Origin of the sequence: Paraglaciecola sp. 25GB23A (genome assembly GCF_040012495.1) — a bacterium.
Taxonomy (GTDB): Bacteria; Pseudomonadota; Gammaproteobacteria; order Enterobacterales; family Alteromonadaceae; genus Paraglaciecola.
On the sequence record NZ_JBDYKM010000002.1, the window covers coordinates 355882 to 370834 of the forward strand.

A 14953-nucleotide genomic window follows, 5' to 3' on the forward strand; every position below is an offset into this window, starting at 1 on the left:
AAGTTACATTGATAAAAAAAGCCAAGTCTACGACTTGGCTTTTTTTTTTAATATTCATCCCCATAAATTGGAAAACTATAATAGGAGATTAACAATTTGGAATTTTTATATGAGTATGGCTTATTTATCGCCAAGGCAATCACCATCGTTGTTGCGATACTAGTAGCCTTAGGTGGGGTCCTCAGTTTAGTGGTAAAACAAAAAACGAGTAAAGGCCATCTTGAAATTTCTTCTTTATCTGACAAGTTAGAAGATATTGCTGATTATTCACGCAGTATGTTGTTGAATAAAGAGCAATTAAAGAAGTTTAATAAAGAGCAGAAAAAGACTCAAAAACAACAAAAGAAAAGTGCCGAGGATAAGCTAGAAGACCGTTTGTTTGTAATTGATTTTAATGGCTCAATGGATGCTCATGAAGTTGATTATCTGCGTGAAGAAATTACCGCCATTATAAGTGTCGCAACACCCGAGGATGAAGTATTGATACGCTTAGAGAGTGGCGGCGGAGTGGTACATGGTTATGGGCTGGCAGCATCGCAATTGCAGCGTTTAAAAGATAAAAATATTAAATTGACTATAGCTGTTGATAAGGTAGCCGCCAGTGGCGGTTATATGATGGCGTGTGTGGCTGATAAGGTTCTGGCTGCTAAATTCGCCATCATAGGCTCGATTGGCGTAATTGCACAACTGCCCAATTTCAACAAGTTACTGAAAAAAAGTAATATTGAATTTGAGCAACATACTGCGGGTGAATTTAAGCGTACCCTGACCATGTTCGGTGAAAATAATGATCAAGGTCGTGAAAAGTTTAAAGAGGAACTTGAAGAAGTGCATGTTATGTTCAAAGGTTTTGTGCAAGAACACCGCCCCGAGCTGGACATTGCAAGAGTTGCGACGGGCGAATATTGGTACGGTAGTAAGGCCTTAGAGTTAGGTTTGGTGGATGAAATCCTAACCTCCGATGATTATCTGTTGCAGGCTAATGAACTGCGTAAAATATATTCGGTTAAATATTCGATGAAAAAGAATCTTGCTGAACGTTTCGGTTTTGCCGCCAGTACGATGCTTGAATCCTTGTTTATGAAACTATGGACCGCGCAAAATAAGTTATTTAAATAGACTTAGTAAAATACAAACGTAAAGACCATAGTAGGTAAGTCCAGCTATTTACATTTAAACTATTATTAATACCCAGTAAGGCAAGGCATCACTAGATGGCTTGCCTTTTTTGTATCTGCCGTCTTTTTTGTCACTAAAAGTGGTGAATGTTCAACTATATTAAGCCAAGTCAAGGTAAAAGAATTGTTATTTAGTTGGTTTGAATATATAAAAGGCACAGTTAGAATCAAACTAACTGAGCTGACACATCCACTTAGCCAGTACCTAAATTGCAATATAGGGAAATGACAAGTTAGAGGAACACTAAGTTAACACTATAAAATTAAAATTGGATACTATTCATGAAAACGTCAATTTCAATGATTGCCAAGCAAGTTCGTTTTGTCCTTGCAGCTTCTGCCGCTGTAGGTCTTGCTAGTATTAATCCCACTTTTGCCCAAGAAGTTAACGCTTCTGCTGCTGATGTAGAAAAAATAGCAGTAGTGGGTTCTCGTGGGGCACCTCGTTCAGTGCAAGACTCTCCAGTACCTATTGATATCATTGGTGGTGAAGAGTTAAATAAGGCTGGTTCAGCCGATATGTTAGATCTATTAGTAGGGGCAATTCCTTCTTTTAGTGCCCGCTTACAACCCATATCAGATGCTGCAACCTTAATACGCCCTGTTAATTTGCGCGGCCTTCCATCAGACAGTACTTTGGTACTAGTCAACGGCAAACGTCGTCATCGAGCCTCCGTTATTGCATTCCAAGGTGGTGGTGTGAATGATGGTGCTCAAGGACCAGATATTTCAGTTATACCCAGTATTGCAATTAAGCAAGTTGAAGTTTTACGTGATGGTGCTGCAGCACAATATGGTTCTGATGCCATAGCTGGAGTGATGAACTTTGTTTTAAAAGACGCCGCTGAAGGTGGCTCATTTGAAGTTAAGCACGGTGAGTATTACGAAGGTGATGGTGGTACAACGACTTATGCTGGCAATCTTGGCCTACCTCTAAGTAAAGATGGTTTTGCTAACCTAAGTTTTCAACTAAAAAATGCGGATGCAACTAGCCGCAGTGTGCAAAGACCGGATGCGGCGGGACTCATTACTGCAGGCAATACTGCGGTTGGAAATCCTGCACAGATTTGGGGTAATCCTGAAATTAAAGACGATATTACCTTGTTCGGTAATGTAGGCTTAGATTTAGGTGATGATAAAGAGTTTTATATGTTTGGTAACTATTCTGAACGTGATGTGGTCGGGGGGTTCTATTATCGTAACCCGCATAACCGTGGTTCAGTTTACTCAGCAGATGGTGGTGAAACACTATTAATTGGTGATGTGGGTCAGTCGCAAGGATTAGCCCGCACTTGTGCAGAGGTTCCTGCCAATGTTCCGAATGTTTTAGTAACCGATGAATATCAAGCGATGGTCGCTGATCCTAATTGTTTTGCTATGAACCAAATTTTTCCAGGGGGTTATACTCCTGCCTTTGGTGGCAATATAGTTGATACATCCTTGGCCATTGGTACAAAGGGTGAGATAAAAGAAGGTGTCCTAGCTGACGTTACTTACGACCTTAGTGGTTCAGTGGGCCGCAGTGAATCGTCTTTTAATTTAAAAAACACCCTTAATCCCTCACTTGGCTTAGCAACGCCCACTGAGTTTGATACAGGTAAATATATTCAATTAGAAAAGATGTTTAACTTAGATTTAGTTAAATCTGTCGAAGCTGGTTTAGCAGAACCCTTGACCGTTGCCGGTGGTTTAGAATGGCGCGAGGAGTCTTTTGAAATTATTGCTGGTGAAGAATCGTCTTGGAAAGCAGGGGCTTATGCTGATCAAGGTTTTAATATAGGCTCTCACGGCTTTAAAGGCTTTGGTCCAGAAAGCGCTGGCGTAGATACTCGTCGCAGTGTGGCGGCTTATGTTGATCTAGAGGCCTACTTCACTGATGATTTCTTAATGGGTGCTGCTTTACGTTATGAAAACTTTACCACTTTCGGTAACACGACTAACTACAAACTAACCTTTCAATACTCTTTGTCGGATGAAATTTCGTTACGTGGATCAACTAGCACAGGTTTCCGTGCACCAACGGTTGGTCAAGCTAATGTGGTTAATACACAAACCTCAATTGTAGGTGGTGACTTAATACAGAGTTTCTTGGCTCCGCCAACAGACCCCTTATCGGCGTTTTACGGTGGTAAAGAGTTAACACCAGAAGATTCAACTAGTTATGCTCTAGGCGGAGTCTATCAACTAGGTGACTTATTTGTCAGCGTTGATTATTACAATATTGAAGTAAAAGACCGTATTGCTCAGTCTAGCCAAATTAGTGTTGAAGCAGATGATTATGAGCAATTACGCGCATTGGGCGTTCGAAACCCTGAACTCATTTCTGCGGTGACTTATTTTGCCAATGACTTTGATACTACAACTCAGGGTGTGGATGTGGTCGTCAGTTATAAGGCTGAAATTTTTGACAGTAGTGATACTAACTTTAATTTGGCCTATAACTGGAATAAAACCGCAGTTGATAAATTTAACCCTGATACCACATCATTAGGTAAAGTGCGTCGATTGGAAGAGGGGCAGCCAGATCATAGAGCTACCTTCACTGTTGCCCAAAGCTGGGATAACGCCAGTGCATTTATTCGAGCTAATTACTTTGGTGAATATTTTGCAGTGCACGCAGATGATGCAGAAGCCGGTGGTTGGAATGAAATGGCCGATTCAGCGTTTACTATAGATGCTGAAGTGAGTTATTTTGTGACTGATCAAATTACGGTTTCAGCCGGAGCCACTAATTTATTTGATCAAAAGGCGCAAAAGTTATCACCTGACTCCTATGCGGTGGTCGGCGGTGAATACTACGAAAGTGGTCCTTTCGATTACAACGGTGGTTTCTACTATGTAAAAGCGAGTTATAGCTTTTAGTTTTTCCTAAATAAAATAAACGCCTCGTTGTCATGACCAGGCGTTTTTTTATGTCTGTAAATCAGTGTTTTAGCTTGTGTAGTATCTATATTTATACAGCTAATCACCACTTTCATTGATAAACAACAGAGACTTATTATCCACAAGATTGCAATGCGTAAAGCTAAGGTTATAATCCGCGGCTTTGTTTTCTGTCCTCATGGCTGAGGCCAAATTTTAGACGCTCAAAATGGTAAAATATGAAGTTTATTATCAAATTACACCCCGAAATAGTCATCAAAAGTAAATCGGTTAGAAAACGCTTTACCCGTTTACTAGAGGGGAATATTCGTTTGGTCTTTAAACGCAATCAACTGTCGGTAGAAGTTAGGCATTCATGGGATAAATTACTTTTGTTGGTGAACCCCAGTGCTAATGCTCAGATAGATGAAGTGATAGATTTACTCAAGCGTATACCAGGGATTAATCAAATACTCGAGGTGCAAGAAAGCGAGTTTGTCGACTTAGAAGATATCTACCTGCAAGTTAAACACGTTTGGCAGTATAAATTAGCCGGGCAAAGTTTTGCAGTGAAGGTGAAGCGCCGTGGTCAGCACGCTTTTACTTCCTTAGATGCCGCTGCTTATGTGGGTGGGCGGCTTTTTGAGCATTGTAATACCGGCCCAATAAAATTGAATAATCCTCAAGTGACGATTGATTTGGAAATACTCGAGCAAAAATTAGTGTTGAATCATCAACGTATCAAATGTTTGGGAGGCATGCCTCTGCCTAGCCAAGAAGATGTATTGTCACTGATGTCTGGTGGATTCGATTCAACTGTGGCCAGTTATCAGCTTATTCGTCGGGGAGCACGTACTCATTTCTGTTTTTTTAAACTAGGTGGGAGAGAGCATGAGATTGGCGTTAAACAAGTGAGTTATTATTTGTGGAAACGTTTTAGTGAGTCACACAAAGTAAAATTTGTGATGCTTGACTTTGAGTCTGTAGTTAATGAAATTGTTAATAAAATAGACAATAAGCAAATGGGAGTGGTATTAAAGCGCATGATGGTTCGTGCGGCCTCCTTAGTTGCAGATAAATTAGCTATTAATGCCTTGGTTACAGGAGAATGTATTGGGCAGGTAGCGAGCCAAACCATCAGTAATTTACAAATTATAGACCAAGCGAGTGACAAGTTAATTATTAGGCCATTGGTGAGCATGGATAAAAGTGACATTATTGACATCGCACGGCATATTGGCACTGAAGACTTTGCTAAAGTCATGCCTGAATATTGTGGCATTGTATCGCGTAAACCCACGGTAAAAGCAATATTGAGTAACATAATTAAAGAAGAAACTAAGTTTGATTTTACTCTTATTGAGCAAGCCGTTGATAAAGCAGAATTTAAAGATATCCGCAGTGTTGTGAACGAATACGCAGAAGAAACTGAAAGCGTGATGTCAGTGAGCGTTTTACCTCAGGACGGGATAGTGATTGATATTCGCGCCTATGAAGAACATGAACACATGCCCCTGATATTGACTAATATTGAGGTTTTAAACATTCCGTTTTTTAAATTAGCCAATCAACTGAGTCGCTTGGATAGAGATCAATTTTACTACCTTTATTGTGTCAAAGGAGTGATGAGTCAATTACAGGCTTTGTTATTACGTGAACAAGGTTATCAAAATGTACGTGTTTACCGACCATAATTAACATCGGTTTTAAGTGTGATCTTGGTCTCAAGGCTAAGGTAGACAAAGCACCCAATAAAATGAAAACTAACATTGAGTAATCATATTGAAAAACAGGAATCGTCGGCGTCAATCAAGCCCTAAGCCTCTGGGACCAATACAAGAGTACACGGTTGAAGGGTTGACACACGATGCTAAAGGTGTCGCGCGCATCGACGGTAAGGTCACCTTTATTGAAGGCGCGTTACCGGGCGAACTGGTTGAAGCTCAGGTAGTAAAGCCGGGTAAAAATTACGATGTCGCTACCCTTAAACGATTGCTAAGCCATAGCGAAGATAGAATAAGCGCTCCATGTAAACATTATGCTGTGTGCGGTGGATGTAGCTTTCAACATTTAGCGGCTGCCCCGCAAATAACTGCCAAACATCAATGGCTCAGTGGGCAGTTACGAAAAGTGATTGTCGATCAGGCTATTGAAGTTTTAAGTGACCGAGAGTTTGGCTATCGTCGGCGCGCAAGGATTGCGGTGATTGCCAAAGAGGGTAAAACTACTTTAGGTTTTCGTGGTAGGGGCTCAAATCGCATTGTGGCTATTGATAACTGCATTGTTTTGACCGAGCCTTTGCAACAATTATACGGGCAACTTAAAGTTAAAATCATAACCGATCCCTTGGCATCTAAACTCGGTCATATTGAGTTGTTAGAGGATAATCAAGGTATCAGCTTGTTATTTCGCCTAATTGAGACAATTAGTCCAGATTTAAAAAAACAATGGCAGAGGTGGGCGCAGACAGTTAACGCCGACTTATATTGGCAAGCCGCAAATAATTCACGGGCCGAGGTAGAAGAAGGGCAGCTTCGTCATTATCTACTTGATGACATGTCTTTGCGTTATCATCCGCAAGATTTTATTCAAGTTAATGCCAATATGAATAACAAAATGGTCGCACTCGCTATGGCGTGGTTGGCACCAAATAAACAAGATGTGGTTTTGGACTTATTTTGTGGAGTAGGTAATTTTTCATTACCATTAGCTAAACGAGCAAAACAGGTTATCGGCGTTGAGGTACAAGAGAGTATGGTGGCAGCAGGGCGATACAATGCCCGGCAAAACGGGCTTGTTAACTTGTCTTTTATTGCCGCTGATTTAAGCCAAGCTGTGGCAAATGAATTTAGTCAGTTTGGGGTCACTAAAATTTTGCTTGATCCTCCAAGAGCAGGTGCTAAAGAGTTTTTAGAGACCATCGTTGCAATTAATCCGCAACAAATACTGTATGTTTCTTGTGATGCGGCTACTTTAGCGCGAGATGCGGAATATCTTGTATCAAAAGGCTTCGAGGTGCTACGCGTAACTATGATGAACATGTTTCCGCAAACATCCCATGTAGAAACCATGATGCTATTGCAGCGCAAGTGATGTTGTGGCGAGTAAATAAATTGTGACTCAAATGAGTTTGATCACTTCATTAGGCAATCACGTAGTTAGCGCCATAATTGATAAAAAAGGGAAGAGAGTATGACCGCCTTAGTTTGGCTACGCAGTGACCTGCGTGCAGAATGGAATAGTCCATTAGATTATGCCATTGAGCACCATTCACAAGTTATAGCATTATTTTGCCTGACTCCTGAGCAGTGGCAAAACTATCACTACGCGCCGTGTAAGATTAATCTGATTATCAATCGTTTAGCGCTGCTAAAAGATGAGTTAGCCGAACGTAATGTGTCTTTGTGCATCATCAATACGGAAAATTTTGAGCTAGCTCCTCAACACATTGTCGATTTTTGTCAGCAACACCAGATTGCCTCGGTGTATTTTAATGCCGAATATGAATGGGATGAGCGAGTTCGAGATAAAAAATTTAAACAACTCTGTGACCAACATGAAATACAAGTCGCTAAGTTTCATGATACTTGCGTCATTAAGCCCGACCTTATTTTGAGTCAGCAGAACAGCCCTTATAAAATGTTTACGCCCTATTTTAAAGTCTGGTTGGCTGAATTATATCGAGCCTTTCCTTTTCCTACTGAGAGAACGCAGGCCCAATCACCTAAAATTAAGCCTCAAGTAATTGATTTAAAGCCTTTTATGCGAACATCAGAGGTGGAGGATTGGCCTGCAACGTTTGAGCATATGCACCAACGATTAGCAACATTTATTGCAGAGAAAGCCCCTGATTATGGGCATGCTAGAGACATTCCCTCTGTTGACGGAACTAGTCAAATTTCGCATTTATTGTCGATTGGTGGTTTAGGTGCTAAACAATGTGTGTTTGCTTTGCAGCAGGAATACGCCGAAAAACTAACAGAGCCACAACATGGTGTTCATGTGTGGTTAAAAGAATTAGCGTGGCGTGATTTTTATCGTTATGTGGCTTTTCATTTTACCCATATTAATAAAAATTATCCCTTTCAAAAACAGTATCACTATTTTAAGTGGGAAACAGATCAGGCGCTGTTCGACGCTTGGACCCAAGGTCAAACAGGCTATCCTATTGTTGATGCTGCAATGCGTGCCTTGAAAGCCACAGGATGGATGCACAACCGTTTACGCATGATAGTAGCGAGCTTCTATTGTAAACATCTGTTATTGCCATGGCGCTGGGCTGAGGACTATTTCATGAGCCAGTTAATTGACGGTGACTTTGCCTCTAACAACGGAGGATGGCAGTGGAGTGCATCAGTGGGCACGGATGCTGCGCCGTACTTTAGGATATTCAATCCCACCGCACAAAGTGAGCGGTTTGATCCTCAGGGTGAGTTTATTAAACGTTGGGTCCCTGAGTTAAGTAAACTGAGCGCCAAACAGATCCATCAACCGAGTAAATTTGTTGATGTGCAAAAAATGGGGTATCGATTACCCATCGTTGACCATGCCAGCTCAGTGAGTCGCACCAAACAACAATTTAAACAATTTATTGAGCTTAATCAGCAGTAAGGTAAAGTGCTTTGTTATGAATATTCTAAAAATAGCGATGATTAATTGATTATGCCTGTATCCAGAATGGCCTTACTTGATGCCCTAAACACACTTTTACAACCCCAATTGATTGCTGATGGCTGTCCAAATGGTTTGCAAATTGAAGGCAAAGCATTAATCACCAAAATGGTCACTGGGGTAACTGCGTCACAAGCTTTAATCGACCGAGCAGTTGAATGTAAGGCCGATGCAATTTTAGTGCATCATGGTTATTTTTGGAAAGGCGAAGACTCCTGCTTAACGGGCATGAAGAAAAAGCGCATCGCAACTTTGCTTAAACATGACATCAACTTATTTGCTTATCACCTTCCTCTAGATATACACCCAAGTTTGGGTAATAACGCTCAACTGGCCTTACGTTTGGGCATTAGCAATATTCAGAACTTAGAGGGCGGTAAGTACAGTATTGCATTAAAGGGGGCCTTTACACCACCTATTACGCCAAAAGCCCTTGCTGCAAGATTACAGCAAGTCTTAGGTAAAGTGCCGCTATTTGAGCAGGTTGAAAAGGAGTTAATCCATACCGTGGCTTGGTGTACTGGGGGAGGGCAGAAATATATTGATTTGGCCGCCAATGAGGGCATTGATGCCTTTATAACAGGCGAAGTATCCGAACAAACTATCCATACTGCTCGAGAGATGAATATTCATTTTTATGCCGCGGGTCACCATGCCACTGAGCGATTTGGTGTACAAGCTGTGGGTGATTATCTGGCCAGTCAATTTGAGCTTGAAGTTGACTTTATCGACATAGCTAACCCTGCCTGAGAGCAATCTATTTATGACTGCGGATCAAAATTTTGATGCCATTGCTGGAAAGTTTGAAGCCAATATATATGGTTCAACTAAGGGTAGATTGCGCCAAGAATTGTTTTTATATCATCTGCATAAGACCATTGATTTACACTCAAGGCCATTGCGTATATTAGATGCGGGGGGCGGGACTGGCGAGATGACGCGGGCGATGTTAGCGCTAGGTCATCACGTTACTCTGACAGATATATCTGCAGAAACCTTAGCCATAGCTAAAGCAAAACTGGCCAACTTTGATAAGGTGCTTTTCTGCCATCAAGATATTATAAGTTTGCCTGACGCTCAATATGATCTGGTTATTTGCCATGCGGTCCTTGAGTGGTTGCAACACCCCTTAGGTGCTATTGAAAAGTTAGTGTCATTAGTTAAACCAGCAGGTCATCTGTCTTTGAGTTTTTTCAATCAAGATGCCCAGCGTTTTAGCAATATATGTTACGGCAATTTTAATTATGTAGAGCAAGGGATGAAAGTTAAAAATCAGGTTAGACTCAGCCCAAATAATCCACAAAAGCCACAGGTGATTTTAGAATTTGTTGCTTCTTTAGCGATGCAAATTATGCATAAAGCTGGTATTCGTTGTTTTCACGATTATTTGAAAGATAAATCCCTGCAAACTACTCATTTTGAGCAACTCAAACGTTTGGAAATTCAATACGGTGAACAACATCCTTACCTATGGCTAGGTAAATATTTTATGTTAATCGGACAAAAGACCTAAACGGCAGAGTTCCACAAGGAAGAAACTCTGCTAGATTGGCTTCTCTTAATTATTTAGCGAGCTGGGCTTCGATATCAGAACGAATGTCTTCAGGTTTGGTAGTTGAGGCATAGCGTTTAACGACTTTGCCACTTTTACTTACTAAAAACTTAGTGAAATTCCATTTAATGCCTTTACTGCCTAATAAACCTGGTGCTTCATCCTTTAAAAAAGTGAACAGGGGGCTAGCTTGTGCACCGTTGACGTCAATTTTTTTAAATAAGGGAAAATCGACATTAAATTTTAAACTACAAAATTGTTCAATTTCACTATCACTACCGGGCTCTTGGTGGCCAAATTGATCACAGGGGAAGCCTAGTACAACTAAACCTTTGTCCTTCAAATCACTATAAAGGCTTTGTAAACCTTCATATTGGGGGGTGAAGCCACATTTACTGGCAGTATTGACGATTAATAGCACCTTACCTTGGTAGGGTTCTAATGTGGTATCTTGGCCGTTGTTAAGTGTAAGGTTAAAATCATAAAGCTTATTTGTCATAGTAGTTCCAGCATAAAGAGTATGCGTATATATTGTCAGTTTTAGAGATACATTCAAGTAATTAAGGACACAAAATGAAGCAAAATTTGGCCTTTGTTGGTTTAGGTGTCATGGGCTATCCCATGGCGGGTCATTTAGCCAAAGCCGGACACCACGTTACAGTCTACAATCGCACAACTATCAAAGCGCAGCAGTGGCTAGAAGAATATTCTGGGAAACTTGCAGTATCGCCTGCAGAAGCGGCACAAGGAGCAGACATTATTTTTCTTTGTGTTGGTAATGATGATGACTTGCGTGGCGTTATGAACGGTGATGCGGGCGTCCTAGCAGGGGTTAAATCAGGCTGTATGATCGTTGATCACACCACGACTTCTGCTAAAGTGGCCAGAGAAATGGCGCAACTTTGTGAAACTCAAGGAGTGTTATTTTATGATGCGCCAGTATCAGGTGGGCAAATTGGTGCTCAAAATGGCCAATTGACTATTATGCTCGGAGGCTGTGAATCTCGGTTTACCGAGCTTAGCGAGGTAACTAATGCCTATGCTAAATTTAGTCAGTTGCTGGGGCCAGTGGGCAGTGGTCAACTGGCCAAAATGATGAACCAAATCTGTATTGCTGGCATTGTTCAAGGCCTCGCTGAAGCCCTGCAATTTGGTCAAAATGCTGGGCTTGATTGCGCCGCAGTCATTGATGTTATTTCGAAAGGAGCGGCACAAAGTTGGCAAATGGAAAATCGCTCAGCCACTATGCTGCAACAAAAATACGATTTTGGTTTTGCCGTAGATTGGATGCGCAAAGACTTAGATATTGCTCTGCAAGAAGCAAAAAGTAATGGTAGCACACTACCGATGACTGCCTTAGTCGACCAGTTTTATGCGGATGTGCAAAGGTTAGGAGGCAGTCGTTGGGATACCTCCAGTTTATTGGCTAGACTTCAACAAAAATAAGTTTCAGCCATAATAAGGGCTTAAATCAATGGCTCATATAGCCATTGGTGGCCCTGAAACGAAACTTTGGCTTTGTCATATTCTCTTTCTGCACGCCATGTGCGGTTATTTAATTTAACAATAACCCCAGGATAAATGCGTTTGTGGGCTAACAATTTTATGTCAGTCTGGTATTTATCCTTAGAGTTTTTCATTTCTTCCGCTTTATTTTCTAACCACTTTAACAATTGCCATTCGTTTTGCACTAATTCATTAGCCTCATCTACCCGATGCTTCATATCTTCCGGAATATATTTGCCCTTTATTAACTTCATGCGTTGCTGATGGCGAGTATTATTTTGACGTATCTGGCGCAACAACTCGTCAAGTGTATCTTTTCTTTCGAGTAAACTATTGAAACCGTCACTGAAATCTACGCTTAAATTGCTACCTGAAATTGCACCAATTGTACCAGCCGTGAGTTTACTGTTGCACTTGATGATACAGCCAAAAATATTACCATTAGGTTTATCAATAGCGCCTACCGTTACTTCACCCTTGCAGGTTATGCGGCTATAGGCAAGTTGTCGTCCGATAGTAACACTGCCATTACAATTAATATCAAGGCCTTGTCCATGTTGAACATGCACACTACCTTTGGCAAATAACTGGGTACTATATTCTGTCACGTTATCATTGACTTTGCCCATTGCCCCCTCAGTGATAATAATGTCGCCACCGGCTTGAATATGAGCTGACTCAACAAAGCCGTTAATAGTCACATCACCAGAGGCGATGATTTTCATTTTTTCAGTCACATCACCATTGACTAATACCGCACCATCGTAATTAATATTACCGGTACCAACGTTAACGCCCTTACAGATGAAAGTGTCATCAACCCACATTTTCTGATCTTTAAATTTGGGCATACCAGATATATCAGCGAGAAGTAAATTTTCATCCTGCTCACTAATAACAGTGCCTTCACCCGGTCTAAAACTTAGCCAGTCTCCGGGCTTTGGTGTTATTATAGAACCGGTAATAGTGCGGCCAGAGCGTCCTTTACTAGGTGGAAGTCTGCGCAGTAACTCAGTCCCTTTTTTAACACAGATAACGTCCCCAAGGTTTCTCATATCAACTCGTGCTGTACCTACGGTCTGAGGTCGTAAAATACGTTCAAGGGCGTTTTGAACTAATGGTTGTAATTTTGAGGGACGACCATTGCGAGGAGGCATACCTTTAGCTATCAGGTTTTGGTAGACTTGACCGGGAACTCCGTCATTGCATTGTGACACTAGGGCATTAATTCGCTTTTTACTGATGCCCCTAATGATATTAAGATCTTTAAGTGTAGCTAACAGCATGTCATAACTAACAGGCTTACCACCATAACCTCTGGTTAATATTAAGGTGGCAGCTAGTTCATCTTCCTGAATTTTACATTTTATCTCGGTTTCTCTGCGCTCCCCTATGCGATGAGCAAAATCCTCAGTATTGCCGTTTTTTAAAGCGTTTTGATATTGATTTAAGGCATCAAGAATGTTTTGGTCAAATATAAACCATTGTTTGTATTCACTCTTTTGAATTAATCCCACAATTATTTTGGCATCAATAGGTTTTTGAATAAGTTTGGGTGAAATACCTAAATCCAAATACTGCTGTTTATCATCTACTTTTAGGGTAATACCTAACATTTAAACCACCTTTTTATGGGCAAAACTTTCTTTCCAGCAAAATTATAACGTTTTCATTAGTTACTAAAATATCGGCTTATTTACCGTTTACCTTACCTACATTGTTATAAATTTTGTGCGTATTTGTAAAGTGCAGTGATAATAGCCAATTTTTTAGGGTTATTAGCCTGTTCAGCACTCATCTGTTCTAATTGTTGAAAATACTCGGGTAATGTTATTGAGGTAGATGACTGTGGATCCATTAATCTCGTTTTTCTGTGCTCTTGCCAATTTTCTATTTCTTTTTGACTAAGTGTTTGCGGAAAATTCCTCGCACGATATCTAAATAATAGGGTGGTGAGTCTCGGATCTTGGAAAGGTAACACGAGATCAATCAATTGTTGCTCGTTGGCGTTATTTACTTGATTAATAAGTTCTTTATCACTCTGACTAAAAAAGCCGCCACTGTATAAGGCATGTTCAGCATCAAGGGGCACATCACTATATTGTTCGTTATAAACGGCTTGTAGTTTTTCCACTATCCCTAAATTTGCTTTAATCCACTGCAAATTTTCTAGACACTGTGCGCGATCAATGCCGAGACGCGCGGCATTATCCTCAGTCAAAGTTTTCGCTGGCGCAATAAAAGGGCTTTTATTCAAATGAATCAGCTTTAGAGGTAAACGCTGTTCATTTTCTAACAACATACTATTGGGCTGATATAGTTTTTGTTTTATCTGTTCAACACTGAGTAAGGCAAGTGGTCTAGGATCTAAGGCCAAATTCAGTACAATAACCGCGTTTTTATTGCTTGGATGATAGGCAACTGGACTTATCCAAGTACAACAACCTTGTGCCGCGGGTAACTTTGACGAAACATGCACTAAAGGCGTTAAATTTTCACAATCAATAAGTCCGCCTACCTTCGCCTTAGTGCGGTTTTCAAAGGCAAAGTGATAGAGTTTGCTTTGTTTTTGTTTTATTAATTTAGCTAGGGCTATGGTGGCATACACATCAGACATCGCATCATGGGCCGCCTTGTGCTCTAATTCATTGGCTGAGCTTAATTCTTGCAGTTTAAAACTGGGGATACCTTCGTCGTTTACTGGCCAGTTAATTCCCTCAGGACGCAAGGCATAACAGGCCCTAGCTAAATCAATAATGTCCCAGCGGCTATTGCCATTCTGCCATTCTCTAGCGTAGGGATCATAAAAGTTGCGATATAAGGTGTAGCGGGTCACTTCGTCGTCAAATCGAATACTGTTATAACCGGCTACACAGGTATTCGCTTGACTAAATTGAGCGTGGATCTTTTTAATGAAGGTGGCTTCATTAACCCCATCACGCAAGGTTAATTGGGGAGTGATACCTGTTATCAAACAAGCCTGAGGCTGAGGAATATAGTCATTAGGTATTTGACTGTATAACATCAAAGGTTTGTCGATGATGTTAAGCTCTAAGTCGGTTCTTACACCGGCAAATTGACAAGGGTAATCTTTCTGGGGATTCACTCCCCACGTTTCATAATCGTGCCAATAAATAGATGCTTGGTTCATTCCTAGGTCGTTTCTCTTAGTCACAGTTTATAA

11 protein-coding genes are annotated in these 14953 nt (G+C 40.9%); 8 read left to right on the forward strand and 3 right to left on the reverse strand.

The features are described 5' to 3' along the window. Window positions 1-96: 96 nt before the first annotated feature. The 7 genes from sohB (at window position 97) to ABKW31_RS06905 (ending at window position 10224) form a co-directional block, all read left to right on the forward strand. Window positions 97-1119 (forward strand): protease SohB, encoded by a 1023-nt coding sequence (gene sohB / locus ABKW31_RS06875; RefSeq protein ID WP_348615546.1) that lies wholly within the window; start codon window positions 97-99, stop codon window positions 1117-1119. A 341-nt stretch (window positions 1120-1460) separates the two neighbouring features. Next, window positions 1461-4040 (forward strand): TonB-dependent receptor, encoded by a 2580-nt coding sequence (locus ABKW31_RS06880; RefSeq protein WP_348615547.1) that lies wholly within the window; start codon window positions 1461-1463, stop codon window positions 4038-4040. A 239-nt stretch (window positions 4041-4279) separates the two neighbouring features. Then, window positions 4280-5734 (forward strand): tRNA uracil 4-sulfurtransferase ThiI, encoded by a 1455-nt coding sequence (thiI, locus tag ABKW31_RS06885; protein WP_348615548.1) that lies wholly within the window; start codon window positions 4280-4282, stop codon window positions 5732-5734. Window positions 5735-5822: 88 nt separating this feature from the next. Further along, window positions 5823-7133, forward strand: a complete 1311-nt coding sequence (rlmD, locus tag ABKW31_RS06890; protein ID WP_348615549.1) for a 23S rRNA (uracil(1939)-C(5))-methyltransferase RlmD — start codon at window positions 5823-5825, stop codon at window positions 7131-7133. A 99-nt stretch (window positions 7134-7232) separates the two neighbouring features. Further along, window positions 7233-8651, forward strand: coding sequence for an FAD-binding domain-containing protein (locus ABKW31_RS06895; protein WP_348615550.1), 1419 nt, complete (start codon window positions 7233-7235; stop codon window positions 8649-8651). A gap of 51 nt (window positions 8652-8702) precedes the next feature. Further along, window positions 8703-9461, forward strand: a complete 759-nt coding sequence (locus tag ABKW31_RS06900; protein ID WP_348615551.1) for a Nif3-like dinuclear metal center hexameric protein — start codon at window positions 8703-8705, stop codon at window positions 9459-9461. A 13-nt stretch (window positions 9462-9474) separates the two neighbouring features. Further along, the gene (locus ABKW31_RS06905; RefSeq protein ID WP_348615552.1) at window positions 9475-10224 is read left to right on the forward strand and encodes a methyltransferase domain-containing protein; all 750 of its coding nucleotides are present in this window, start codon (window positions 9475-9477) and stop codon (window positions 10222-10224) included. A 49-nt stretch (window positions 10225-10273) separates the two neighbouring features. Here ABKW31_RS06905 and ABKW31_RS06910 read toward each other — a convergent pair whose 3' ends face one another. Continuing rightward, window positions 10274-10762 (reverse strand): glutathione peroxidase, encoded by a 489-nt coding sequence (locus ABKW31_RS06910; RefSeq protein ID WP_348615553.1) that lies wholly within the window; start codon window positions 10760-10762, stop codon window positions 10274-10276. A 74-nt stretch (window positions 10763-10836) separates the two neighbouring features. Here ABKW31_RS06910 and ABKW31_RS06915 point away from each other — a divergent pair, with 74 nt between their 5' ends. Beyond that, window positions 10837-11709 carry an NAD(P)-dependent oxidoreductase gene (locus tag ABKW31_RS06915; RefSeq protein ID WP_348615554.1) on the forward strand — a complete coding sequence of 291 codons (873 nt, stop codon included), beginning with the start codon at window positions 10837-10839 and terminating at the stop codon, window positions 11707-11709. Window positions 11710-11729: 20 nt separating this feature from the next. Here ABKW31_RS06915 and ABKW31_RS06920 read toward each other — a convergent pair whose 3' ends face one another. After that, on the reverse strand, window positions 11730-13385 hold the full coding sequence (locus ABKW31_RS06920; protein WP_348615555.1) for a FapA family protein: 1656 nt from the start codon (window positions 13383-13385) through the stop codon (window positions 11730-11732). A gap of 104 nt (window positions 13386-13489) precedes the next feature. Beyond that, window positions 13490-14920: an exodeoxyribonuclease I gene (gene sbcB / locus ABKW31_RS06925; protein WP_348615556.1), complete on the reverse strand. Its 1431-nt coding sequence runs from the start codon at window positions 14918-14920 to the stop codon at window positions 13490-13492. Window positions 14921-14953: the final 33 nt, after the last annotated feature.